This window comes from Methanomassiliicoccales archaeon (assembly GCA_026394375.1).
GTDB lineage: Archaea > Thermoplasmatota > Thermoplasmata > Methanomassiliicoccales > UBA472 > JAJRAL01.
Genome location: JAPKYJ010000003.1, coordinates 49,667 through 72,051 on the forward strand (window position 1 = coordinate 49,667; position 22,385 = coordinate 72,051).

Annotated in this window: 25 protein-coding genes and 1 tRNA gene; 14 read left to right on the forward strand and 12 right to left on the reverse strand. The window is 59.1% G+C overall.

The genetic code is table 11. The features are described 5' to 3' along the window. The first annotated feature begins 43 nt into the window (after positions 1-43). Entirely contained in the window at positions 44-517 is a 474-nt protein-coding gene (locus NT137_00325) for a hypothetical protein (GenBank protein ID MCX6651791.1), read from the forward strand. Here NT137_00325 and NT137_00330 read toward each other — a convergent pair. Next, positions 459-1,337, reverse strand: a complete 879-nt coding sequence (locus NT137_00330; protein ID MCX6651792.1) for a hypothetical protein — start codon at positions 1,335-1,337, stop codon at positions 459-461. The two genes, NT137_00325 and NT137_00330, sit on opposite strands and share 59 nt — an antisense overlap. Positions 1,338-1,446: 109 nt before the next feature. Between NT137_00330 and NT137_00335 the strand changes: the two genes are divergently transcribed. Next, positions 1,447-1,520: transfer RNA gene (locus NT137_00335), tRNA-Cys, on the forward strand. A gap of 62 nt (positions 1,521-1,582) precedes the next feature. Continuing rightward, complete coding sequence (locus NT137_00340; protein ID MCX6651793.1) at positions 1,583-1,993, forward strand: hypothetical protein; 411 nt, start codon at positions 1,583-1,585, stop codon at positions 1,991-1,993. 42 nt (positions 1,994-2,035) lie between these two features. On the opposite strand, the gene NT137_00345 is transcribed toward NT137_00340, so the two are convergent. Beyond that, positions 2,036-2,458, reverse strand: a complete 423-nt coding sequence (locus tag NT137_00345; GenBank protein MCX6651794.1) for a carboxymuconolactone decarboxylase family protein — start codon at positions 2,456-2,458, stop codon at positions 2,036-2,038. Positions 2,459-2,631: 173 nt separating this feature from the next. On the opposite strand from NT137_00345, the gene NT137_00350 reads away from it, so the two are divergent. The 7 genes from NT137_00350 (at position 2,632) to feoB (ending at position 11,115) form a co-directional block, all read left to right on the forward strand. Continuing rightward, the gene (locus NT137_00350; GenBank protein ID MCX6651795.1) at positions 2,632-4,308 is read left to right on the forward strand and encodes a M28 family peptidase; all 1,677 of its coding nucleotides are present in this window, start codon (positions 2,632-2,634) and stop codon (positions 4,306-4,308) included. Positions 4,309-4,359: 51 nt separating this feature from the next. Further along, positions 4,360-5,274 (forward strand): cysteine synthase A, encoded by a 915-nt coding sequence (gene cysK / locus NT137_00355; GenBank protein MCX6651796.1) that lies wholly within the window; start codon positions 4,360-4,362, stop codon positions 5,272-5,274. A gap of 9 nt (positions 5,275-5,283) precedes the next feature. Further along, entirely contained in the window at positions 5,284-5,934 is a 651-nt protein-coding gene (gene cysE, locus NT137_00360; protein ID MCX6651797.1) for a serine O-acetyltransferase, read from the forward strand. 34 nt (positions 5,935-5,968) lie between these two features. After that, complete coding sequence (gene cysS / locus NT137_00365) at positions 5,969-7,366, forward strand: cysteine--tRNA ligase (protein MCX6651798.1); 1,398 nt, start codon at positions 5,969-5,971, stop codon at positions 7,364-7,366. Beyond that, on the forward strand, positions 7,351-8,388 hold the full coding sequence (locus NT137_00370) for a radical SAM protein (protein MCX6651799.1): 1,038 nt from the start codon (positions 7,351-7,353) through the stop codon (positions 8,386-8,388). The genes cysS and NT137_00370 overlap by 16 nt, the downstream gene beginning before the upstream one ends. A 101-nt stretch (positions 8,389-8,489) precedes the next feature. Further along, positions 8,490-9,191 carry a metal-dependent transcriptional regulator gene (locus tag NT137_00375; protein MCX6651800.1) on the forward strand — a complete coding sequence of 234 codons (702 nt, stop codon included), beginning with the start codon at positions 8,490-8,492 and terminating at the stop codon, positions 9,189-9,191. A gap of 19 nt (positions 9,192-9,210) precedes the next feature. Further along, on the forward strand, positions 9,211-11,115 hold the full coding sequence (gene feoB, locus NT137_00380; GenBank protein ID MCX6651801.1) for a ferrous iron transport protein B: 1,905 nt from the start codon (positions 9,211-9,213) through the stop codon (positions 11,113-11,115). On the opposite strand, the gene NT137_00385 is transcribed toward feoB, so the two are convergent. Further along, complete coding sequence (locus NT137_00385) at positions 11,116-12,807, reverse strand: glutamate--tRNA ligase (GenBank protein ID MCX6651802.1); 1,692 nt, start codon at positions 12,805-12,807, stop codon at positions 11,116-11,118. Between the two features lie 91 nt (positions 12,808-12,898). On the opposite strand from NT137_00385, the gene NT137_00390 reads away from it, so the two are divergent. Continuing rightward, on the forward strand, positions 12,899-13,117 hold the full coding sequence (locus NT137_00390; protein ID MCX6651803.1) for a hypothetical protein: 219 nt from the start codon (positions 12,899-12,901) through the stop codon (positions 13,115-13,117). A gap of 49 nt (positions 13,118-13,166) precedes the next feature. Then, the gene (locus NT137_00395) at positions 13,167-14,432 is read left to right on the forward strand and encodes a UbiD family decarboxylase (protein MCX6651804.1); all 1,266 of its coding nucleotides are present in this window, start codon (positions 13,167-13,169) and stop codon (positions 14,430-14,432) included. Between the two features lie 43 nt (positions 14,433-14,475). On the opposite strand, the gene NT137_00400 is transcribed toward NT137_00395, so the two are convergent. The 3 genes from NT137_00400 to NT137_00410 are packed head-to-tail and all read right to left on the reverse strand — an operon-like array spanning position 14,476 to position 17,529. Next, positions 14,476-15,840 carry an adenylosuccinate synthase gene (locus NT137_00400; protein ID MCX6651805.1) on the reverse strand — a complete coding sequence of 455 codons (1,365 nt, stop codon included), beginning with the start codon at positions 15,838-15,840 and terminating at the stop codon, positions 14,476-14,478. 13 nt (positions 15,841-15,853) lie between these two features. After that, a complete protein-coding gene (locus NT137_00405) occupies positions 15,854-16,957 on the reverse strand; it encodes a tRNA (guanine(26)-N(2))-dimethyltransferase (protein ID MCX6651806.1) in 1,104 nt (367 codons plus the stop codon). Further along, the gene (locus NT137_00410; protein ID MCX6651807.1) at positions 16,954-17,529 is read right to left on the reverse strand and encodes an NTPase; all 576 of its coding nucleotides are present in this window, start codon (positions 17,527-17,529) and stop codon (positions 16,954-16,956) included. Before NT137_00410 ends, NT137_00405 begins: the two co-directional genes overlap by 4 nt. Positions 17,530-17,810: 281 nt before the next feature. Between NT137_00410 and NT137_00415 the strand changes: the two genes are divergently transcribed. Continuing rightward, on the forward strand, positions 17,811-18,134 hold the full coding sequence (locus NT137_00415; GenBank protein MCX6651808.1) for a hypothetical protein: 324 nt from the start codon (positions 17,811-17,813) through the stop codon (positions 18,132-18,134). On the opposite strand, the gene NT137_00420 is transcribed toward NT137_00415, so the two are convergent. The 3 genes from NT137_00420 to NT137_00430 form a co-directional block, all read right to left on the reverse strand. Continuing rightward, positions 18,127-18,516 (reverse strand): dihydroneopterin aldolase family protein, encoded by a 390-nt coding sequence (locus NT137_00420; protein ID MCX6651809.1) that lies wholly within the window; start codon positions 18,514-18,516, stop codon positions 18,127-18,129. The two genes, NT137_00415 and NT137_00420, sit on opposite strands and share 8 nt — an antisense overlap. 33 nt (positions 18,517-18,549) lie before the next feature. Further along, the gene (locus NT137_00425) at positions 18,550-19,200 is read right to left on the reverse strand and encodes an acetate--CoA ligase family protein (GenBank protein ID MCX6651810.1); all 651 of its coding nucleotides are present in this window, start codon (positions 19,198-19,200) and stop codon (positions 18,550-18,552) included. Between the two features lie 63 nt (positions 19,201-19,263). After that, positions 19,264-19,872, reverse strand: coding sequence for a 2-oxoacid:acceptor oxidoreductase family protein (locus NT137_00430; GenBank protein ID MCX6651811.1), 609 nt, complete (start codon positions 19,870-19,872; stop codon positions 19,264-19,266). A gap of 93 nt (positions 19,873-19,965) precedes the next feature. Between NT137_00430 and NT137_00435 the strand changes: the two genes are divergently transcribed. Further along, positions 19,966-20,724, forward strand: coding sequence for a response regulator (locus tag NT137_00435; GenBank protein MCX6651812.1), 759 nt, complete (start codon positions 19,966-19,968; stop codon positions 20,722-20,724). Positions 20,725-20,748: 24 nt separating this feature from the next. Here the strand turns inward: NT137_00435 and NT137_00440 are convergent, their stop codons facing one another. The 3 genes from NT137_00440 to NT137_00450 all read right to left on the reverse strand — a co-directional run bounded on the left by NT137_00440 (position 20,749) and on the right by NT137_00450 (position 22,378). Beyond that, on the reverse strand, positions 20,749-21,441 hold the full coding sequence (locus NT137_00440; protein ID MCX6651813.1) for a zinc ribbon domain-containing protein: 693 nt from the start codon (positions 21,439-21,441) through the stop codon (positions 20,749-20,751). Positions 21,442-21,443: 2 nt separating this feature from the next. Then, positions 21,444-21,821 carry a zinc ribbon domain-containing protein gene (locus NT137_00445; protein MCX6651814.1) on the reverse strand — a complete coding sequence of 126 codons (378 nt, stop codon included), beginning with the start codon at positions 21,819-21,821 and terminating at the stop codon, positions 21,444-21,446. Between the two features lie 77 nt (positions 21,822-21,898). Beyond that, on the reverse strand, positions 21,899-22,378 hold the full coding sequence (locus tag NT137_00450; protein ID MCX6651815.1) for a DNA-binding protein: 480 nt from the start codon (positions 22,376-22,378) through the stop codon (positions 21,899-21,901). Positions 22,379-22,385 lie beyond the last annotated feature (7 nt).

Below are 22,385 nucleotides of genomic sequence, written 5' to 3' on the forward strand. Positions count from 1 at the left end.
TTCCGGGACAAGGCTAATGCCCCCCACCTGCCTACGAGACGCCGTGGACTTCCGCATTGGCAGCGACGGCAACCCCAATTTCATCCAGGTCCAACATGGTCTGCTGGTCATCAACGTGCCCCGGTCGATATTCAAACGCGATACCGCCGTCTTCCGCGAACCCCAGGCATCCGATTTCATGCAGACGCTGGTGCGCCGATATCCCTGGCTGACGCCAGGTGCCATAGAGGTGATAAGGACGGAGGCCCAGGAGACCATGAGAGCGATCATCGAGCTGGAGGAAGGGTCGATTCGTCGGGCGAAGCGGCTGCTGGAGGAGAGAAGGCCGACGGCCGCCCTCGGCGTGCTGGACGAATACCTCTCCAGATACAAAGAAGACGTCGACGCCTGGGAGTTGAAGGGAAAGGCGCTTTTCATGCTGGGCGAGAGCGAAGAGGCCTTCCGGTGCTTCGCCCGAGCTAGGAAGGCGATGAAGACCTCTGGCCAACCTTCTCGGCGTCTTTCAAGAGCGCGTTGACCGCGTCCGCCACCTCTCTCACCGTCGCCCCCCAGGGGACTACCGCCGTCTTGCCTTCCAGTTCGAATCCTTCGCGAACCTTGCAGCACTTGATGATGCGGTATCTCTCATCCTTCTGGGCTAGATCGCGGGCGCACATGTTGATGAACTTCGGCTTCTCCTTGTAGATCGATTGGAAGATGCGGCGGGACAGGTCGCAGCCGACCAATGTGACATCCTTCGGCGACCTCGGTGTCTCGTCAAGGAACAACACCTCTCTGGCGGTGGTGATGCCCGACGCCCGGCAGGGGAACATGACCTTGGAAGTGGCGACCTGCTTCTCCAGCAGGTTGAGATCGATCACATCCAAGACCGGAACGACAGGCAGGTCCACCAGACCGGCGGAGAGGGCCTTCTCCAGCAGCACCATGAGCTTGGAAGGAGTAGGCGGAATGACGTCCAGCACATGAAGTTCGATGATCTCGGTCTGTTGCGCAAATGAGACGTGATTGAACAATCCCTGCACCACCACCGTCTTGCCCGGGTGCTGTCGGGCCACGCCGGCCATCTGCGATCGGCTCAGCACATCCAATTCCTCGTTCTTGACGAAGACCGTGTCCTCTGGCAGGGAAATGACCTTATGCGCGCAGATGGGTCGGAAGAGGTCCGTGCCTCCCTCCTTGAACACCCGGACCACGGCATGCTGCTCTCCGCTCCTCAGGATGATGAAATCGGTGCGGGTGTAGGCCTTCTTTCCCAGGGCATGTCTGTCGATGTTTTCCTGGGTGAGCTCGAAATTGACCTCCCGAACCGAGACGTCCTTGCAGTGGTCCGGCAACATCGAAGCCCTCTAATCCGCTAGCAACGGAAATACTTGCCTTCCTCGGGGACCAGCAGGTCGGCGCAACGGAAAAGATTGATATACGATGTAAAGGCTGTTCCACGCCGAGGCCGGGATGACAGAGCGGCCATGTGGCGGACTGCAGATCCGCATACCCGTGTTCAAATCGCGGTCCCGGCTCCATCCGCCATCCGGTTCTAAGGAAGCTCAACTATCAATAGCGGCGGGGGCGTTCTCACTTTCGCATGAAGGGCCGGGAATTGGTGGAGTTCGTCGCCGGGAAGCGAGTGGAGATGATCAAAGGTGAGGTCAAGGAGACCTTTCCCGGCGCAGAGATCGCCTGCTCCATGATTGGAGAAGGCCGCGCTCACATACTCATCGTCTATGAGGGGGTCGTGATCGGTGAGGAGTTCGTGGAGACCGGCGAGTCATGGAAGAAACAGGAGCGGAGGAAGGAGTACCTGCGCACCCTCATCAACAAGGCTCGGCTGGTCATCGTGGTGCCCGAGAGGCATGTGCGCTCGGCGCGCATGCGTCTTCTGGAGTTCAACCACTGGTGGCTTTTCTATTATATAGTCTTCTCCTACGATCAGGAGGGCAACATCAGGCATTTTGGAAAGCCTGGACCATGCTTGCCAGAGCGAGGCTACGCCTAGTGATCCGCGGCGGTCTGGGAACGGCTCATACGTGATGCAACCTCAGCGTTTGCCCTTTCCTTTCCCGGGGGCGCACCTGCCCGCCGGTTCCTCGTCCCACTCCTCGAAGAGCTGGCTGATGCCTTTCTTGGCCACTGACCAGGTGGGCACTCCTCCGGTCAAAACGGCCACCTGCAGCGCTTCCACGATCTCATCCTTGCTAGCACCGAAATTCTTGGCCACCTTGGCCTGGGGATAGACGCAGTCCTCGCACATGCGCACCGCCACGCAAGCAAGAGCGATAAGTCGCTTCGTTTTGCGGTCTAGGGCGCCATCCTCCACCATGATGCGGTCCATCTCCCCGATGAGCACGGCCAGCTCAGGATTGTGCTGTTTGATGTGGTGCAATGTCGCCGGGGTGAATCCGCACATCTTGCCGCTCAGTTCCTTGACCGCCTTCTCGGCTTTCTCCTTCGACTTGGCCATGGTAGGTAGACTCGACGAGCCATGATAAAAGCCTATCTCACTTCCTTCGGCATGCGACCGGGCGAACTCGCAAGCTGGCAACGAAGAGCTTCATATAGCATCGACGCCCATCAATTTTAACTTCGAAGCAGCTTGGGAGGAAGAGAGTGTCGTTCCTTGGACGTGGGCTGGTAGTGAGCATCGTCTTCCTGGTAGCGATTTCGAGCTTCATGTCCACCCTGGCCAGCTCAGGCTCGTTGGCAGTGACCGGAGGGATGAGCCAGGCCGAACATGATCTGGTGAATGAGATCCAAGGAGAATCCATCGCCCGCAACGCCTCCCACATGGAGAACCTGGCCAAAGCGAACTTCGCTTCTCGCTCGGCGGGCTCGTTGGGAGCGAACCAGACCGCCGACTGGATCCTTTCCAGCTTTGTATCTGCTGGCCTATCTGCCGCCAAGGAGTATTTCCCGTTCAAGACCTGGGACCTGACCTCCAGACCATCGCTGGTCGTGGACCGGGACGGCTCGGACCTGACCCAGGACGACAGAGAGCAGTTGATGTCGTTCAATTGCGAGCATTGGAGCAAGCCCACGCCCTCGGGAGGTGCCAACGCTTCACTGGCCGTTCTTCCGCTCCCTCCAGCCGAAACATATTCCGATCTCGGCGCGAACCCTCTGAGCACCGTTGAATGGAATCAGGTGGACGTCACCGGAAGAGTGCTTGTCATCGGGAGGGAGGTGCGCTGGGTCTCTTCCTGGGAGAGCTCATTCATCGCCAAGATTACCGCTCAACGTCCCGCGGCGGTCGTTTTCGTTTGGTGGTATGACTGGATGGCGGGGTTGGAGGGCATGTTCAGCTCCTCGGCCGGAGGGAAGCCGGGAAGCCAGAGCGGGCCATACTTCTGGTACCTCGGTCTGCCCGTGGGTGGGGTGAACTACACCGAGGGGCTGCTCCTGCGCGATATCGCGCAGGGAAATGCCACAGCCCTCGTGGAGGTGGAAAGCAAACTGGCCAACGCTCAGCAGTGCAACGTGGCCGCGAGGATCGAGGGCGAGATAGAGCCCAATAGGTCGGTGTTGGTGACCGCGCACTATGATAGCGTGCTCACGCCTGGCTTCTGCGACAATGCCGGCGGCGTCTCCTCGGTCCTGGAGATCGCGCGGGTCCTCTCCCAAGCTAAGGCCAACGGCAGCTACCATCCTCATTACTCAATCACATTCGTGGCCTTCTCCGGGGAAGAGTTGGGCTATGTGGGATCGATCAACTACGTGCGCATGCATCCTTCAGAGGTATCCAAGGCGGTGGCGGTGATCAACCTGGATTGCATAGGAGCCCGGACCATGGTCATCACCCGCACCGAGCCCGATTCCATGCTAGACCTGGACGAGGTGCTGCTCCAGTGCGCCTTGGACCTGGGGGTGAGCGTCGTGACCGAGGAACCCAGCGGCTCGGACCAGGACGTGTTCCTGGACCCGGAATGGGCGGCGGGCTACTATCAGCAAGCTTGGGGGTTGGATGCGAAGATAGCCTCCGTTCCCCCCGTCCTAGAGAGCGTGATGCTCGCCTCCCAGCCAATCCTCTATTACGGCATCTGGTACGACTCTGAAGTGGGATGGATCCACACTCCAAGGGACGGTCGGTCATGGGCGAATTCCACGGGCTGGGTGACGAATGAATATTTGCAGCAGCAGACGCAGGTGGCGCTCCTGGGCTTGGTGCGGATCAGCTCTGGCTCCCCCGTGCCCGCGGCGAGCGGGGACGATACGCTCCTTCTGGTAGGGGCCAGTGTCGTCCTGGCGGCAGTCATCATCAGCGGTACACTGGTCTGGAAGGGCAGGCATCGACCCGGTCCTCCGCAACAGGGTTAAAATAATCGTCGGGAGAATAGGTGGTCTCCGTTCTGGACCGAGCGTGGCGAGATGAAGTGCAACAGCATCCTGGAGACCATAGGCCGGACACCGCTTGTCCGCTTGAATCGCGTCGTGCCCGAGGGCTCGGCGGAAGTGTTCTGCAAGCTGGAAGCATTCAACCCCATGTCCTCGGTCAAGGACCGAGTGGCCCGGGCCATGATCGACGATGCCGAGCGCTCTGGCAGGTTGAAGCCTGGCATGTGCGTCATCGAGCCCACCTCCGGCAACACTGGCATCGGATTGGCGATGGTCTGTGCGGTCAGGGGGTACAGGCTGATCCTCACCATGCCAGAGAACATGAGCCAGGAGAGGCAGCGTCTGCTCCGGGCCATGGGGGCAGAGATCGTGCTTACGCCCCGGGCAGAAGGCATGGGAGGGGCGGTCTCGTGCGCCCAGGAACTCTGCGGAAAAGAGACGAACTCATTCATGCCCATGCAGTTCGAGAACCCCTCGAATCCCGATATCCATGAGAGAACCACCGGTCAAGAGATACTGCAGGACCAGCCGGTGGTGGACGCTTTCGTGGCCGGGGTGGGAACCGGCGGGACCATCATGGGCGTGGGCCGCGTTCTGAAGCGCTCTCGTTCATCCTGTCTGATCGTGGCGGTCGAGCCGAAAGGATCGCCGGTCCTTTCCGGAGGAAGCCCAGGGACGCATGGCATACAGGGCATCGGCGCGGGATTCGTCCCCAAGGTCCTGGACCGGAGCATGTTAGATAGGATCATTCAGGTGAGCGACGATGAGGCGAAGGAGATGGCGAGACGACTTGCCAAAGAGGAAGGGATCCTGGCCGGTATCTCTTCGGGAGCGGCGGTCCATGCGGCCGTCCTGGTGGCCAAGGAACTTGGCCCTGGCAAAACGGTGGTTACACTGCTGCCAGACTCCGGAGAAAGGTATTTGAGCACGGACCTGTTTTCAAAATGAAGTATCGCCATGAGCTGGAAGGAAGACGTCGTCACCGTTCTGGAGCGGGATCCGGCGGCAAAGTCCTACAAGGAAGCGCTGTTCTTCAGCCCGGGACTGCACGCCATTCTCCTGCACCGCCTTTCGCATAACGCCTACAAGAAGGGGAATCTCTTCTTGGCCAGGTCAGTGAACTACTTCGCCAGAGTGCTCACGGGGGCCGACATCCATCCGGGGGCCACCATAGGCAAAGGGTTCTTCATCGATCACGCCGTCGGCGTGGTCATCGGTGAGACGGCCATTGTCGGCGACAACGTCTCGGTCTTCCAGGGAGTCACCCTTGGAGGCGTGAGCGCGGACAAGGGAAGGAAAAGGCATCCCACCATCGGCAACAACGTGACCATCGGTGCGCACGCCGTGATACTAGGGGATATCACCGTCGGGGACGACGTGAAGATCGGCGCCGGTTCGGTGGTGGTGAAGGACGTTCCTCCGAACTCCACGGTGGTCGGAGTCCCGGGAAAAGTGGTCAAGCGGGATGGCCTGACCATGAAGATCGACCTAAGGCACGATCAACTCCCAGATCCATTGGTGGACGCCTTTGTGGACGTCAACCATCATATGGTGGAACTGGAGAAGCGCATGCTCGCCCTCGAGGAGGAGCGGAGAAAAGAGAAATAGGCTGAGCGTGTTCTGTGCTGCGAGGAATGATGCCGTGGGCCTGAAGGTGTACAACACCCTGACCAAGCGCAAGGAGGATTTCCAGCCGCTCAACGATGATCAGGTCAACATGTACGTCTGCGGCGTCACGGTCTACGATGACATTCATATGGGGCATGCGCGGAACATGGTCGTCTTCGACATGATCGCCCGCTACCTCCGATACAAGGGTTACAAGGTCGTCCACGCCACCAATTTCACCGACGTCGACGATAAGATCATCGACCGCGCGAACGAAGTGGGGGTGCCTGCGCTGCAGCTCTCCTCCATGTACATCGAGCGCTACTTTCAGGAGGCGGAGGCGCTGGGCGTCAAGCGCGCCGATAAGTACCCCAAGGCATCGGAATACATCCAGGAGATCATCGAACTGGTGAAGATGATAGAGGCCGCCGGCTCTGCCTACAGAACGGGCGACGGCAGCGTCTATTTCTCCATGGACAGGGTGAAGGACTACGGCAAGCTCTCGGGCATGAAGATCGATGAGCTGAAGGCTGGCGCGAGGGTGGACGTGGATGAGGAAAAGAGGAACCCCACGGACTTCGCGCTTTGGAAGGGTGCGAAACCGGGCGAGGTATCATGGCCAAGCCCCTGGGGTGAGGGTCGGCCAGGCTGGCACATCGAATGCTCGGCCATGTGCATGAAGTTGTTCGGGGCGACATTGGACATCCACGGAGGCGGCAACGACCTCATTTTCCCCCACCACGAGAACGAGATCGTGCAGTCGGAATCCGTCACAGGCAAACCGCTTGCCCGCTACTGGCTGCACAACGGCATGCTCCAAGTGCAAGAAGAGAAGATGGCCAAGTCGCTGAAGAACTTCTTCACCGTGCGCCAGGTGCTGGAGAAGCATTCCAAGGAAGAGGCGCGCTTCTACCTGCTCAACACTCACTACCGCGGTCCGCTCGCCTATTCAGATGCGGCACTGGAGGAGGCGGCGGCCTCGCTCAAGCGGCTGCACGGCACTTATGCCGAATTGAAGGCGACCTTATCCACGACCAAAGGGGAGGATGACGCTGGCCCGCTGGTGGAAACGGCCCGGAAGGACTTCATCGAGGAGATGGACGACGACTTCAACTCGCGGGCGGCCATCGCGGTCATCTTCGATCTGGCAAGAGAGACCAACCGTCTGCAGGCGGAGGGAAAGCTGAGCCAGACGGGAGTGCGTGACCTCCTTTCCTTCTTGGAGGAGGCGGACCAGGTGCTCGGCATCCTGCCCCAGGAGAAAGCGGGGGAGGAGACGCTGAACGGCGTGGTTCAGATCCTCATCGAGGTCAGGAAGGAGCTGAGGAAGCGCAAGCTCTTCGACCTCGCGGACAGTATCCGCGACCGACTGGCGGAGAAGGGCATCAAGCTGGAAGATACGGCCGAGGGCGCGAAATGGAAGCGAATATGAGGTCAGTCGCGCGCAAGAAAGCGATCCTTTTGGCAGGGGGCAAGGTGAAGGTCGCTCCGGAGCTGAGACTGCCTTTCCTGCCCAGCCGTTCCACCGCCGGTCCCGGGGCCGGGTCCATCGGGATCGTTCTGGAATTCGAGGGCCATCGAGTCAAGAAGGCCATCTCCAGGGAGGAGGGCGATTTCGAACTGGCCAAGCGGGGCGAGGAGTTCGCGCTGCTGAGAGAGGGGGAGGTGTTCATCGAGCACGTGCACGTCCAGCCGACGCTGGCACACTCACCGGAACAAGCGTTCTACAACATCGAGACCGAGTGCATGTACGACTGCAAGTTCTGTACCTCCCGGCGGCTGGAGAAGCAAGTGACCAAAAGCCTCACGCCAGAGAAGATAGTGGATCTGGTCAGAGAACAGTCCAAGCGCCCGGATTTCAAGGCGGTGGCGCTCACCTCTGCGGTCGTTGGCTCGCCGAAACAGACCTTGCAGAAGATGCTCTACATCGTTCGCGAAGTCCGCCGGTCCCTGCCCCAAGTTCCTATCGGGGTGGAGCCCTACGTCGACGAGTTGGACCAGATCGATCAGCTGAAAGAGGCGGGGGCGGACGAGATCAAGCTCAACGTCGAGAGCTTTGACCGAGAGATCTTCCAGAAGGTCTGCGGGGAACTGGACCTCGATTGGATATTCCAGGCGCTGGAGCATGCGGTGAAGATCTTCGGCAAAGGCAAGGTGTGCTCCAACATCATCTACGGATTGGGGGAGAGCGACGAGAACGTGCTTGCCGGGGTGGAAGCTTTGGCTAGGATAGGGGTCGTAGCCACTCTAAGACCTCTTCGTGTCAACGAGCTGAACCGCGAGTCGCTCGAGGAGGCTCTGGGCCAGCTCCCGAATCTGGAGCCTGAGAGAATGCTCGATCTAGCCAAAGGGCACAGAAGGATCCTTGAGATGCACGGCCTGAGCACTCTGACGTTCCAGACAATGTGCAATGCCTGTACTTGCTGCGACATCGTGCCTTTCAAGGACATATGAGAAGCATCCTTTAGGATATCGCACGGAACTGGAGTCTCTTCGTTCCTTATTTTAGGTCATCCGAAATCGTTTAATAGAGAATGCTCCCTCGGTTGACTTTGATGCTGAGCGAAATCGCAGAGGAGTACCTGGAATGCGTCTATGACCTGACACGGCAGGGTTCAACAGCGAGGACGAGCGACATCGCGGCCAAGATGAAGGTAGCCCCGGCCAGTGTGACGGAGATGGTGCAGAAGATGGCCGCTGATCGATACCTCGTGTACGAGAAATACAAGGGTGCATCGCTGACTGACGAAGGGCTGCTCATCGCACGCAAGATCAAGCGGAAGCACCGGCTGCTGGAACGATTCCTGGTGGACGTGGTCGGGGTCCGGCGCAGCCAGAGCCACGAGGAAGCCTGCCGCTTGGAGCACGTCATCTCTGATGAGTCGGAGAGGAAGATCTGCCAGATCACGAACAATCCACGATACTGTCCGGACGGAGATCCCATCCCGGAGTGCGAAGATGGCGATTGCATCAACTGCCCGGGCGACCCCGCCGTGCCACTGAGAGATCTTAAGGCGGGCGAGAAGGGCTTGATCATCTATCTGAAGTGCGAGGATTCGGCCAGCATCCGGCGCCTCATCTCCATGGGCTTCGTTCCAGGAAGAGAGGTGTCGTTGGAGGAGCACGTTCCGTTTGGCGGACCTCTTTTGGTCAAAATAGGGGAATGTCGGGTTGCCCTGGCCAAGGAATACGCAGATCTCGTGCTGATGCAGAGGTTTTCGGATCAGGGAACAAAGGCCGGCAAGGCTAGGAACTAATTATTATGGGGAGCGGGAGATGGAGATCGGACTGATCGGTCAGCCGAATGTGGGCAAGTCCGTCCTCTTCTCCAAGCTGACGGGGATTGGAGCGATATCCTCCAACTACCCCGGAACGACCGTCGAGTTCCAAGAGGGGGCGGTCTATCGAGGCGGACAGAGGCTCAATTTTCACGATCTGCCTGGGACCTATTCGCTGACCGGCGTTTCGGAAGACGAGACGGTGGCCACCAGACTGTTGGCCGAGAAGGAACTGGACGTGATCGTGGCCGTCGCCGACGCCACTCGGTTGGAGCAGAGCATGGTGTTGGTGTTCCAACTCATCGAGCTCGGTTTCAAGGTGGTGGTGGCGCTCAACATGATGGACGTCGCTCGCAAGCGCTACCACGTGGACATCACGCGCCTGGAAAGCATCCTCCGAGTGCCGATCGTTCCAACCGTGGCCATCACTGGTGAGGGCGTCGAGGACCTGGTGGAAGTGCTGCTCACTGCGCAGGTCAAGCCATCCGACTTCAAGGTGCGCTATGATAGGCACATCGAGGAGATGATAGGGAACCTCTCACTTGAACCGGAGAGCAAGACTGCCCGGTTTCCGACACGCGGTGCTCTCATCAAACTGCTCGAAGGAAACCCCTTTTTCGCTGAGCAGTTCTCGCACGAATTCAAGGTCAAGGTCGAGCGGGATAGAGATGAGTTCCGGAGAGACCACAGGGAGGAGATCGCGGTCCACATCAACCGCGACCGTTACGGCGAGGCCGGACGCATCGCCAAGGAGGTCATCAGCGATCGCATCCCTCCCAAAGGCCGCGCCGACCAGATCTCCGACCTGACCTTGCGCCCCCGGACCGGCATCCCCATCATGTTGGCTGTGCTGGCCGGCGTCTTCCTCACCGTGATATTCGTAGGGGGATTACTGGAGTCCGTCCTCCTCGGTGCATACGAAGCCCTGGTCGGCAACTTCTTCATCGATCTGGCGAACGCCGGTGGACCGTTCGCTCTAGCGCTGGCGAAAGGCGTCGACCTGAGCCTGCAAGCGATACTCTCCATCGTCATCCCCTACATCGTGGTCTTCTATCTGATCCTGGGATTGCTAGAGGACACCGGCTACCTTCCTAGGATGGTGATACTGCTCGATGGCATCATGCACAAGATGGGGTTGCACGGCAGGGCCATCATCCCCATGATCTTGGGCATGGGCTGCAACGTGCCGGCCATACTCGCCACCCGCGTGATGGAGTCCCGGAGAGAACGTCTTATTCTAGCCACCATAACCATCATGGCCGTTCCTTGCTCCGCGCAGACGGCGGTGATCATGGGAACCGTGGGCAACTATGCTGGCCTCCTGTGGGCCGTGGCCATCTACATCATCCTCTTAATCATCCTCTTGGTTCTTGGAAGGCTGCTGCACAAGGCGCTGAGCTTCGAGCCCACGTCTCTGGCATTGGAGATCCCTGACCTCACCTGGCCTCGCCTCCGGAACGTGCTGTGGAAGACCCAGGTGCGCAGCAAGGACTTCTTCACGGTGGCATTCCCCCTCCTATTGGGGGGCAGCATCGTGCTGGAACTGCTCATGGAGTTCAAAGTGCTCGATGCCCTTGTCGGACCGCTGTCCCCTTTTACCCTCGGCTTCCTGGGCCTGCCTCCGATTATCATCATCGCCTTGATGTTCGGGATCCTGCGCAAGGAGATGGCCATGCAGCTGCTGGTGGTTCTCTTTGGCACCTCGCAACTGAACTCAGTGCTGAGCAATGAACAGCTCTTCGTGTTCGCCTTGATCATGGCCACTTACATGCCTTGTCTGTCCGCCCTGGCGGTGATGACCCGGGAGTTCGGGGCAAGGGATGCGGCCAAAGTGACCTTGGCGTCCGTTACCCTCGCGTTCCTTCTGGGAGGGACCGCTCACTTCCTCTTCTCCGTGTTCTGATCAGGTATGGGAGAAGTAGGCGAGCACGTCCGGTTCTGACCTCTGGATGCGCACGAAGCCGAAGCGTTCGAACTGCATCGTCCGGTCGTTCTCGTCCTTGACGAAGGGTTCGGCCAAACCGGTCTTCTTCGTTCCATCGGGCATCCACACTTCGCACCTTCGGGAGTCGGGTGGCGCCCAGTGGATGATCTTCACCTTCTCCTTGAGGATGGAGAGGTCATTTCCGATGTAGTACGCCTTTCCCTCCCTCAGCTCCAGGTTGCAGAGGTCCTTGAGACGCACCTTCCCTCGTTCCTCTAGGTGCCTGAGGTCGTCCTTGACCACGTACACACGTATCGGCTCTCCGCTCATCGTGCTCTTACGGACCCCTCTCTCCGGGAAGTCAGGTTGTACCGGCGCATGTGATTCCAGCCTATCGACACCGTATATATCCAGGGGCGTCGCGTCCCAGACGAAGAAGGATCGGTCGGCGATCTTGTCCACTCGGTCCCGGTTGTACGCATACAGCGTGTCCCAGGTGAACTCCACGTCCACGCCCTTGATGCCGCAGTCGATCCAGTAGGCGCGGATGGCCTCGGGAAGGATGCCTCGTTTGGCCATGGCCCGCACGGTGCCGAGACGGACGTCGTCCCAACCGGTGTACTCGCCTGTCTTGATGCCTTTTCCCACGGTGGAGGTCTTCAGGATCGTTTCCGGGATGGAGACCAGGCCATAGTGATGGTACCAAGGCCGCTTCCAGCCGAAGTATTCGAAGATGTATTCCTGGCGATGGGTGTTGTTGAGGTGGTCCTTTCCCCGAATGACATGGGTCAGACCGAGAGCGTGATCGTCCACCGCCACGCTGAAGTTCATCATGGGGTAGACGCAGTACTTGGTGCCTGTGCGAGGGTGAGGTGTGGAGGTGACGATCCTAAGCCCAACGAAGTCGCGAATGGCCGGGTTGGGATGATGCAGATCGGTCTTTATCACCAGGACCGCCTTCTCCTCCTCACATCGTCCGGCCAGCATCTGCTCGAATCTCTCCATCTGCTCATTAGGCGCTAGTTCGCGGTGTGGGCAGGGCCTCATCTCTTCCTTGGATCTGCGCCAGTCGTCGATTGGGCACGTGCATACGTAGGCTTTGCCCATTTCGATCAACTGCCTGGCGATGTCGTAGTAGAGCTCGAAACGCTCGCTTTGGATGATCGTCTTGCCGACCTTGACACCGAGCCACTCTAGATCCTCGGGGATCATGTCATAGGCATCGGGATCGATCTTGTCCGGGTTGGTGTCCTCCATGCGGTTGATGAAGCAGCCGTCGTAGCGGCGACAATACTCGTCGTTGAGGATGGCGACCCGGGTGTGTCCCAGATGCAGCGGCCCCGAGGGACCGGGGGCGAAGCGCATGACCACTTTGCCTTTCTCTGCGCCAGGGAGATCGGGAAGAGCATGAGTGCGCTCCTTCACCTCTCGCTTGAGCAGGGAAGCGTCGATGCCCTCCAGCAAACGCTTCTGCTCCTCCAGAGGGATCTGGTTCACCTGGGCCACGATGGATTCTATGAGCGGAAGGATCTCCCTGGCCCTCGGCCTCAGATCTGGCTCCTCCGCCAGCACCTTGCCCGAAACGGCCTTGGGGTTCGCCTTGCCGCCGTATAGTACAGCGTTCTGCAAGGCGTACTTCTTGATCGCTTCTTTCGTCATCTCGTCCGACATCGGCGGCCAATCGCATAGCTCCGTATTTGAGCTTTCGTCAGCATGGCGGAAGGCTGAAGGTCGGGGGAACGCATGCTCCCACGGCGAAAGGATGGCCAGGCAATCCCCGGAATCGTTCATGGAACAGTTGTTGCTTCGCTTCGTTGATCCTGGAACCGCCGACCGGTGCGTGACCGCGATGGACGGTCTGGACTACGACGACATCCCGGGCATTGAGAGCGTGCTTATGCAGGAGCCGATGGCCGCCCGCCATGCGGACGAGGTCCTCCAGCGCTACAAGGAGTGGCTTCTGCTTCGGCCGTCCTATTGACAACCCCGCCCCAGTGGAGGATTAAATACCGTCGCGCAGATTACCGGTCATGTCCCTGCGAGGCATCCTGTCCGGCACCAAAAATGCTTTCGTGGTCGAGGAGCCAGTAGCCCTCGAGTACGATGTCACCCGGATTCTCCTAGAACATCCATCCACTCCGGTCAGATTCAGACACCTGAACGGCTACGAGGCCGTGGGCAATCTTTTCGCCGATAGGTCCCGCATCGCTGAGGCGTTGGGCATCGAGAGGGAGGAGATAATGGCGAAGATGCTGGCGGCCAGCACTCGTCCCCGCCCTCCGACCGAGATCAAGAACCCGGGATGGATGGACACCATGAGCGAGGATTTCGATTTGACCACATTGCCCATACCCAAGTTCTATCCTCGCGATGGCGGCCGCTATGTAACCGCCGGGGTGGGCGTTTCTGAGTTCGAGGGCAAACGCAACGTCTCATTCCACAGGCTGATGCTCCTGGACAAGAAGCGTTTCGCCATCCGCCTTGTCCCGAGGCACTTGTACACCATGTTCCGTTCCAGTCTGGCCAAGGGTAAGGAGCTGCCGGTGGCGTTCTGCATCGGAGTTTGCCCATCCGTGCTTCTGGCCGCGGCCACCTCCACCGACTACGTCCAGGATGAGCTGGAGATAGCCTCTGCGCTGCGCTACGAATGCACCGGCAAACCATTGGAGGCCGCCAGGACCAAAGGCGGGATCCTGGTGCCAGCACATGCCGAGTTCGTTCTCGAGGGCAGGATCACCAAGGAGACGGTGGACGAGGGGCCGTTCGTCGACATCACCGGGACGTACGATGACGTGAGGAAGCAGCCGGTGGTGGAGATCGACCGCTTGTACATGCGCCGTGATCCAGTGTTTCACATCATCCTGCCCGGTGGTCTGGAGCACTACCTGCTCATGGGACTTCCCCGGGAACCGATGATCTATCGCTCGGTCGGACAGGTCGTTCCTCGAGTGCACGGCGTGCGTTTGACCGAAGGCGGATGCTGTTGGCTCCACGGAGTGGTCTCCGTCACCAAGAACAAGGAAGGGGATGGAGTGAACGCCATCATGGCCGCTTTCTCCGGGCATCCATCCATGAAGAAGGTCACCATCGTGGACGAGGACGTGGACATCTACGACGATCGGCAGGTGGAGTGGGCCGTGGCCACGAGGTTCCAGGCCAGTCGCGGATTGGTAGTGGTGAACAATGCCGCTGGCTCTTCCCTCGATCCCAGCACCGAAGGGATCACTTCCAAGGTCGGCATTGATGCCACCAAACCGCTCGGGGAGAAGGGTTTCGATATCGCCAAGCTTCCCTGATCGTCAGCAACAAATGAACAAGATCAGACGAGGGAGATGATGTTCAGTAACCGTCCAGTCTGGAGATCGGGTGGTGGCGCAGGTCGATGGTCTCGTTCCGCTCCTTGCCGATGCCTATGATGCTGATCGGTATCCCTGCGTGTCTGGAGACGAAGCCAAGGTAGTCCTTCATGCATCGTGGCAGGGCTTCGTATCCTTTCTTCGCCACCTCGGCCGATCTTCCCTCGCCCCAGTCCTCCCAGCCGTCCAGTTCCTCGTACACCGGCTTCGCCCGGGCGAGCTTGGAGAGGCTGGCGGGGAAGTTCTCCACTCCCTTTCCATCGATATCGTAGGCGGTGGCCACCTTGATCGTCTTCATGCCATTGAGCACGTCCAACTTCGTCAAGGCCAGGGAATTGATGCCGTTGAGCCTGACCGCATATCGCACCACGACCATGTCCAGCCACCCGCAGCGTCTCGCCCTTCCGGTGGTCGCTCCGAATTCGCCGCCCTTGGTCAATAGGAGCTTGCCGGTGTCTTCCAAAAGCTCGGTAGGGAACGGTCCCGCTCCTACCCTAGTGGTGTACGCTTTAGCCACGCCAATGATTTCCTGGACATGGGCGGGTCCTACGCCCACTCCTGTACATATTCCCCCGGTCACGCAGCTGGACGATGTTACGTAGGGATAGGTGCCGTGGTCTATGTCCAGCATCGTTCCCTGGGCGCCTTCGAAAAGCACTCGCTTGCCTTTCTCGATGGCATCGTTCACCAGCACGGAGGTGTCGCAGATGTTCGGTCCGAACATCTCTCCGTAGTGGAGCAGTTGATCGAGCAATTCCTGCTTGCTTGGGAATCCCTCCCCTCCGAAGGCGCGGAACACCCTCTCCTTGGTCGGATAGATGATATCCAGTTTCTCCTTCAGCGATTCCTTCTCCACCAGGTCGCACATGCGGATGCCGCTTCGGGCGACCTTGTCCGCGTAGCAAGGCCCGATCCCTCGTCCAGTAGTGCCAACCCCTTTTGCTCCGCGGTGCTTTTCCTCTAGTCCATCCATCATCCGATGGTATCTCATGACCACGTTCGCCCGGTCGGAGATGCGCAGGCCATCGATGCTCCTTCCGCTCTGCTTGACTATGGCGATCTCCTCCTCCAGTGCCTCCAGGTCGACCACCAGGCCGTTGCCGATGACATTGATGACGCCTTTTCGTAGAATGCCTGAGGGGAGCAGGTGCAGCGCGAAGACCTCTTTCCCGATCTCGATGGTATGGCCGGCATTTGCCCCGCCCTGGAAACGCACCACCATGTCGGCGCCTTCGGCCAAAAAGTCAGTGATTTTGCCCTTGCCCTCGTCACCCCACTGGGTGCCCACTACCGCAAGAGAGGTCAGTCGCTCACCAGCTTGCCATCGGTCATGCCGTAAATAAAGCATTTGGTGCGTCAGGTCACGCCATGTCACGATACGTCTGGAGGACCTCTTCGAAGGGCACGTCGGTCTTGAATCCTGAAGGCGAGAAATGCGTCTTCGATGCCCGTCCCCGGACAGAAAGCTCCGTCACAACCCGGTCCAGCACTGGTGGTGATATCTTGAGCAGGGAGGAAAGCTCGTTGTTCTCGTAGAAGTAAGGTACATCGAGCTCTTGTTTCCAGAGCCCAAGGTACTTGGCGCAGCGGACTGGGTGCTGCAGGTCCTCTCCCACCTCCATTCTATCGAGCAGATCGTGATCGAAGAGACTTCCGATCCAAAGAGGTCCAATCTTACCTTTCTTCGCATCGGTCGATAGCGAGCGTTCCCTGCTCTTCTCGTCCAAATCCATGAAACCAAGATGCCCCAATGCCTCGTCCGCGGCCGCGGCGTTCTCCTTGACGCGCAGGTAGCAGCGGAAATAGTGATCGGCGTAGAAGCAGAGCTGCGGCCTCACGCCCTTGTCCAGCTGCGCTGCCTCGCGAGCAAGGTAGCCGATGAGAATGCGCAGGCCAGTCTCGTGTCCGAACGGCGAACGCGACGGCCGGGCCATGTAGCGGCGCACGCATTTCTTGGCGTGGGTTCCGGCCAAGGGCGCGGTGTCGGTGGCAGTGATGGCCACCGTTCCGTTCCGCTTCAGGCCCTGGAATGTGGCTTGCACGAAAGGGACCGGGCTTCCGAACGGGTCCAGGTCGATATAGTCGAAGACCTCCGTGGCCAAGAGACATCGCAGGTCTAGGTTCGAGGCTCGGCCGTTCTCGAGGTGATTGAGCTCGATGTTGGCCCGAATGTAGCCTGCGGCCCGCGGATCCTTGTCGTTGATGACGACCTCCGATCCCGGCGTGGCCTCGTTTGCAATCCGTATCCCTCTGGCACCGGTGCCGGCCATGGCATCGAGCACTCTCTTACCCTGGAATCCGGATGCCCTCGTGAACATCACCGAGACATCCCGGTTGAAGGCCATTTGCTCGTTGAAGAACACCTGACCCATGCGCTTGCCTGGGCCTTTCTCCGAATGCACCTGAGGGATGAGAAGACTGGTCGCTCCCTCACGGATTTGGACTGAATCGGGCAGAATGCTCACAGGAGCTCGCCCTTCATGAGCTTCATGATCTTGTAAGGCAGAAGGTTCCGGTTGATAGGCGTCACTTCGAGGATCCGCACATCATCTCGCCGTCGTATGTCCTGGAGCAGCGGATTGCGGGACTTCTTGTGCAAGGTGAGCAGCATGGGTTTCTCCACGTCCAGAGCGAACTTGACCGCCCCTACGAACTTCTCGCTTTCCACCTCCATCTTCCCCACCTCGTCGATGACGATGACGTTCGCCTCTTCACAAGCGCGCATCAAGGCCGCTACCCCTACGCTCTCCAGAATCGTCAGGTCCACGCCGAACTTGCCAACCATGAACTTGCTCTGGATCTCCGTGTGCGCTAGAACGGACTTCTGCTTCGTGCGCCAGTCCATGACCGAGAATCCTATCCGGCGATTGTCCTCGATGATCGGTTCGGTGATCATGCCCCCGACGATGATCTCTTCCGCCTCGAGCATTTCGATGACCTTGATAAGAGCGTGCGTCTTGCCCGCTCCGGGCAAGCCCGTGATGCCGATCTTGATATTGTTCATCCTATCCACCGAGGGGTAGGACAATCCATCCAAAGGCCCCTCCAACAATCAGATGGGCTTCCGATATGGCAGTTCTTGTTTAACTACCTTTTTCTTGGTGACGTCACCTGGCTTGGTCGGAGGTGGGGCGCGTTTCAACGATCATTGAATCCTATATCAAATTTCGACTGTAGCTGGACCGCCGCGAAAGCTAATATCAACTGACCGGATTCGGATGCCTAGGGTAGGAAGGCATGACCTTGACCTCCGCCACTGAGCTTACAAGGAACGCATGGCCCCGACTGCGCCGAGATATGCTCATCGCAGCTTCGGTGATGACGATCAGTGGGCTGGTGATCGTCTTGTTCGGTCCTCAACTGCTTGAACAAGCGTTCCGCGGCATGCTTGGAAATGATGCTGATGATGCAGCGCTCGCCATCTCCTACTTCGCAGGCTTTGGACTGCTGGTCATCGCGTCCTTTCTTCTGCTGAGCCGGCCTTGGATTTTCCTCAGGGACTTGGAAGCGAGGATGGGGACCACCCATCTACGTCTGGCCGTGGGAGGAAACAGGGTCGAGGATCTTGCGATCTGTCCTAGATGTGGCGCTGCTCTTATTGATGGTCTCTGTGCGCATTGTGACAAGAGCGCGCTCAAATGACATCCATCACTTCGCGAACGAACATCAGGGGGTAGTTGAGTTCCTCGATGTACCGCATCTCAGCCTTGACCCGGACATTCTCGATCTTGATGACAAGGGAGACCTCCATCATATTGCCCGTTAGGGTCTGGTAGTCGTAGGCATCCTTCTTGCCTCTCAGCGCTGACCGGTCGATGTGCACCCTCACCCCTTCAACGAAAGGCTGCACTCCCACGCCATCCTGGATCGCTTTCTCCAGGATGTCGACGTTGGCCGCGCAGATAGGCGTGCCCACGAACTGGTGATGGATCGTTCCAAGCTTGATACCCGCCTCGAAAACCGCCCTCTCCCTCAGTGAGCAGTTGAAATAGCGGGACGCCAGCTCCTCTCTCTTGCTCGTCATTCGACGCTCATCTCCTACCAAAGACACTGGCGCTCATCGGAGCACCATCTTCGCGTCTACCACCACGTAGCCATCCTGGTGGAGGATCACTGGGTTCAGGTCCAGCTGGTCCAGGTGACCCTTGAGCTCATCACCCATCTCCGAGACCCTGATCAGCAGGTCCACCGTAGAGCCGAGGTCCGCCTTCAACCCCCGAAAGCCCTCGAAGACGTGCCGGGCCTTGGTCTCCTGGATCATTTCCTCGGCATCCTTGCTCTCTATCGGTACCGAGCGAAAAGACACATCCTGGATCAGGTTGGCCATGACCCCCCCGCTGCCGAACATGATGCATTGTCCGAAGTTTGGGTCATTGGTCAACCCGACGATGACCTCGAACCCCTTCTTCTCCATCGGTTCGATGAGCACTTCGGCCCCAGGAAAACGTTTGGTGATGTCATCGTAACGAGAGATCATCTCCCCTCGGTCGCGCACGTCCAGGAAGACCCCGCCCTGGTCGCTCTTGTGCAGAACGCCTGGCGAGCATACCTTTACCGCAACAGGGAAATCGATCTCTAGGGTATCCAAATCAGAGCGTTTTGGGGTGGTGAAAGCGGTCGTTTTGATGCCCTTCTCCCTTAGAAGCGTCTTGACCTCCGCCTCTGACAGACTGGTCCGACCCGCGGATCGCAGGGAATCGATGTCCAAAGTACTCCACCGCTCACCATACTCCCGCGGTCCCACTTAGAACTTGCTGCCTCGGTGAGACGCTCAGTCTTGGTACAGCAACCTGTGACCTTGGAGGAGGCCTTCTCTGAAGGCTTTCTCGTTCAGTCCTTCGCTACCCATAGGACTGACGTCCACGATGGCCTTGGAGACGCCATCCTTGTCCACCGCACTGGAGATCGCCACCAAAGCCCCAAGCATTATCATATTGGCCGCGGAGCGTTTGCCCATTTCTTCAGCCAGGCGCATTGCGGGGAGCTCGTAGCAGGTAAGCTCCGGTCGATCCGCGATCGCATCCTCATCCATAATGACCACCGTCCCTGGATATGTCGATCCGATGTACTTCTCGTAGGCGGGTTTGGACATCAGGACCAAGAAATCAGGCCTCTCTAGGAACGGATAGAAGGACTCCTGGTCGCAGATGACCACGTCGCATTTGGAGGACTCGCCCCTGGCCGCGGGACCGTAGGATTGGGTCTGGATGGCGTTTAGAGGCTTGCCTTCCCAATGGCTGTAGAGAGCGGCAGCTCGGGCTAGGGCGATGCCCGCGAAGATGATGCCCTGCCCCCCCATGCCAGCTATGCGTACGGAGACCTTCAGCCTCTCACCATCTCGTCCAATCCGATGACCTTTAGCGATATTAATGCCTATCACGCTTCGGATTTGAGATAAGCCGCATCTGGCATCCGGGACAGCTAGAGAAGGATAGCATAAGTAATATGGCCCTTTCGGTCCATCTGGACTCCGATGATGGACACGAAGACAATCTCAGCACTCTTCATCGACGACGATTCAGCCCTACTGGATATCGCCAAGGCCTATCTGGAGAACGATGGCGACGTCAAGGTGACAACCCTTGTTTCACCCTTGGAAGCGCTCGTGGCCCTGGAGACGAAGAGATTCGATGCCATCATCTGCGACTATCAAATGCCCAACGTAGACGGCGTTCAGTTCCTCAAGACCCTGAGGATGCAGGGCAGGGACACACCATTCATCCTTTTCACGGGGAAGGGGAGCGAGGATGTGGCCATCGACGCCTTGAACAACGGAGCGACCTTTTATCTCCAGAAAGGAGGCAAGCCAGGCCTGAAATTCCAGGAGCTGTTGGAGATGGTGCGTCGTTCCGTCTCCAGGCGGGAATCGCTCCCTCGTCCTGGCGATTCGGAAGGGATCTATGAGCGCCTGTTCCAGGAGAACACGGAGGCCATGATCCTGGTGAACCTTGAGACCGGTGGGCTGGAGGGTGCGAACGCGGCCGCTTGCAAGTTGTTCGGCTACGATCGCGATTCCCTGCTGGCGATGTCGATGCAAGACCTGGGCCGTCCGCCCCATGGGAAGAGCCTCGTGGAAGCGAGACACCGGAGGTCAGGACAGAGCACGAAGACGTCGATGCAGATCAGGCGAGCCGATGGAACATTCCTCGACGTGCAGGTGTTCTCCGGGACTCTGGAGGTTCATGGAGAGCGGATGGGCTATTCGATCATCCACCAAGCGACGAAGAGCTGAGGCCGAGGGCCAGCGGCCGTCCGTTCAGAGCTTCCCGCCGCATTCCCCGCAGAACCTCGTGCCCGGCGGGTTCTTGGCCCCGCAGTCCTTGCAATCCATCATGCCTAAGGGCGTGCCGCAGTTGTTGCAGAACCGGCTGCCGCCGGCCGGCTTCCCGCACTTGGGACAGAGGGTCTGTTTCTGCTCTATCTCGCCCGTGAAGACCTGCGTCTGCTGCGCCTTTTCCTGGATGTCCTGCTTCATCTTGTCCGCTCGGGCAGCGGCGACCTCCACCGCCTCCCGGGGCGCATCCTCTATGCACAGTCCCGCTTCCTCGTTCCAGTCGTTGTCGCACAGGAATTTGTGGCAACGGGGACATCGTTTGAAATGTCCTTTGGCCTCGTTGGTGGCGATCTCGAACGCTTTCTCATGCTCCCTATGCCATTCCGGGGGTTGCCCTTCGAACTTTTCGCCTAGGACATCGCCCCCCGTCTGGGCCGCATAGCCTATGTCATGCCCACCGTGGACGTAACCTCCAGCGATGTTGCCCGCAGCTCCAGCCACCCGGCCTATGCCACGGAAGAGCCCTCTCTTCTTGTAGGTCGAGGATTCTATGAAACGACTCTTGTACCCCTCGCGGCAGATATCACAGAAGAAGGTGAACTGGAAACCCGCGTCCGTGCTGTTGTCCTCCATGTTCGATGTGAAAGGGATGAACCTGCCTCCGACGTCGCTCATAGCTACTTGCCTCCTTTTCCTCCCATGAATGGTCGCTTGCAACTGCTGCATTTCTTCTTGTCCCAGCCCGGTGGCTGGACCGCTCCGCACCATGGGCACACGATGGGAGTGGGCGCGTGACAATACTGGCAGTGAGGTCCAAAGAATGTGACCCGGGTGCATGAGGGACAAGTGATCATCAGGGCCAGCCCGCAATTGCTGCACACCTTCTGGTTGAGCTCGATCGGCGCCCGGCATTTCGGACAGCGCAATGGCCCGATCGGGCTCACCCCGGCGCAGAACGGACAGACGTTCGCGTCAGGCGGGACCAGTTCTCCGCAATAGCGGCATGGCATCGAATACCCTGGCATCTGATCGTTCCTCCTCTCGCCGCGCGTCACCGACGCGCATCTCCCACTGCTGGACGGATTGCCTTGCGGCCGATAAAATAGTTTCCGTTGCTGGAAGCTCTGGAGGCTCAGCGCATCTGTGATAGGTCGGTCACGGTCGGCCGCCTGGGATTGAGCAGCTCGAACCCAGTCGCAGGGTCTTTCTCCCTTTTTGCCTGTGCCCCGATGATCTCATAGATCACCACCTCCAGCGTTTTCCAGGTCCTGACCCCGCGGCGGACGCAGCCAGTGGTCGTGCCGTCCCGTCTTCCGCAGGCGACGTGCATGTGCAGGATCGGCCTGCCGTCCTCGTCGGGGAACAAGGTGCCCACGCCCGCCAGCTCATGGACCCCTTCCAGGGTGCGTTCCAAAGGCACCACCGGAGAGGCATCGGCGTCCCTGGGCCCCACCACCAGCTTGCTGCCTTCATCCGCCGCTCCCACCGCCCAGACCACGCCCGCCGCTATCCGATGGTCCGCCGCGAACTGCTCCAGTGTCTCATGGAGCACCTCCTTGTCTTCCAAGCGAAGGACGAATACCCGGCCCTGTCTGCCCTGTGTGTACTTCATTGTCTCA

What these genes read in the sequence shown, in the direction of transcription:
- NT137_00375 (MCX6651800.1), top strand. Translation starts at nt 8,490, where the DNA reads ATGCTGAGCGAAATCGCAGAGGAGTACCTGGAATGCGTCTATGACCTG.
- cysK (MCX6651796.1), top strand. Translation starts at nt 4,360, where the DNA reads ATGAAGTGCAACAGCATCCTGGAGACCATAGGCCGGACACCGCTTGTC.
- cysE (MCX6651797.1), top strand. Translation starts at nt 5,284, where the DNA reads ATGAGCTGGAAGGAAGACGTCGTCACCGTTCTGGAGCGGGATCCGGCG.
- NT137_00340 (MCX6651793.1), top strand. Translation starts at nt 1,583, where the DNA reads ATGAAGGGCCGGGAATTGGTGGAGTTCGTCGCCGGGAAGCGAGTGGAG.
- NT137_00435 (MCX6651812.1), top strand. Translation starts at nt 19,966, where the DNA reads ATGATGGACACGAAGACAATCTCAGCACTCTTCATCGACGACGATTCA.
- NT137_00390 (MCX6651803.1), top strand. Translation starts at nt 12,899, where the DNA reads ATGGCCAGGCAATCCCCGGAATCGTTCATGGAACAGTTGTTGCTTCGC.
- NT137_00450 (MCX6651815.1), bottom strand. Translation starts at nt 22,378, where the DNA reads ATGAAGTACACACAGGGCAGACAGGGCCGGGTATTCGTCCTTCGCTTG.
- NT137_00420 (MCX6651809.1), bottom strand. Translation starts at nt 18,516, where the DNA reads ATGACGAGCAAGAGAGAGGAGCTGGCGTCCCGCTATTTCAACTGCTCA.
- feoB (MCX6651801.1), top strand. Translation starts at nt 9,211, where the DNA reads ATGGAGATCGGACTGATCGGTCAGCCGAATGTGGGCAAGTCCGTCCTC.
- NT137_00395 (MCX6651804.1), top strand. Translation starts at nt 13,167, where the DNA reads ATGTCCCTGCGAGGCATCCTGTCCGGCACCAAAAATGCTTTCGTGGTC.
- NT137_00415 (MCX6651808.1), top strand. Translation starts at nt 17,811, where the DNA reads ATGACGATCAGTGGGCTGGTGATCGTCTTGTTCGGTCCTCAACTGCTT.
- NT137_00345 (MCX6651794.1), bottom strand. Translation starts at nt 2,458, where the DNA reads ATGGCCAAGTCGAAGGAGAAAGCCGAGAAGGCGGTCAAGGAACTGAGC.
- NT137_00440 (MCX6651813.1), bottom strand. Translation starts at nt 21,441, where the DNA reads ATGAGCGACGTCGGAGGCAGGTTCATCCCTTTCACATCGAACATGGAG.
- NT137_00330 (MCX6651792.1), bottom strand. Translation starts at nt 1,337, where the DNA reads ATGTTGCCGGACCACTGCAAGGACGTCTCGGTTCGGGAGGTCAATTTC.
- NT137_00370 (MCX6651799.1), top strand. Translation starts at nt 7,351, where the DNA reads ATGGAAGCGAATATGAGGTCAGTCGCGCGCAAGAAAGCGATCCTTTTG.
- NT137_00385 (MCX6651802.1), bottom strand. Translation starts at nt 12,807, where the DNA reads ATGTCGGACGAGATGACGAAAGAAGCGATCAAGAAGTACGCCTTGCAG.
- NT137_00400 (MCX6651805.1), bottom strand. Translation starts at nt 15,840, where the DNA reads ATGCTTTATTTACGGCATGACCGATGGCAAGCTGGTGAGCGACTGACC.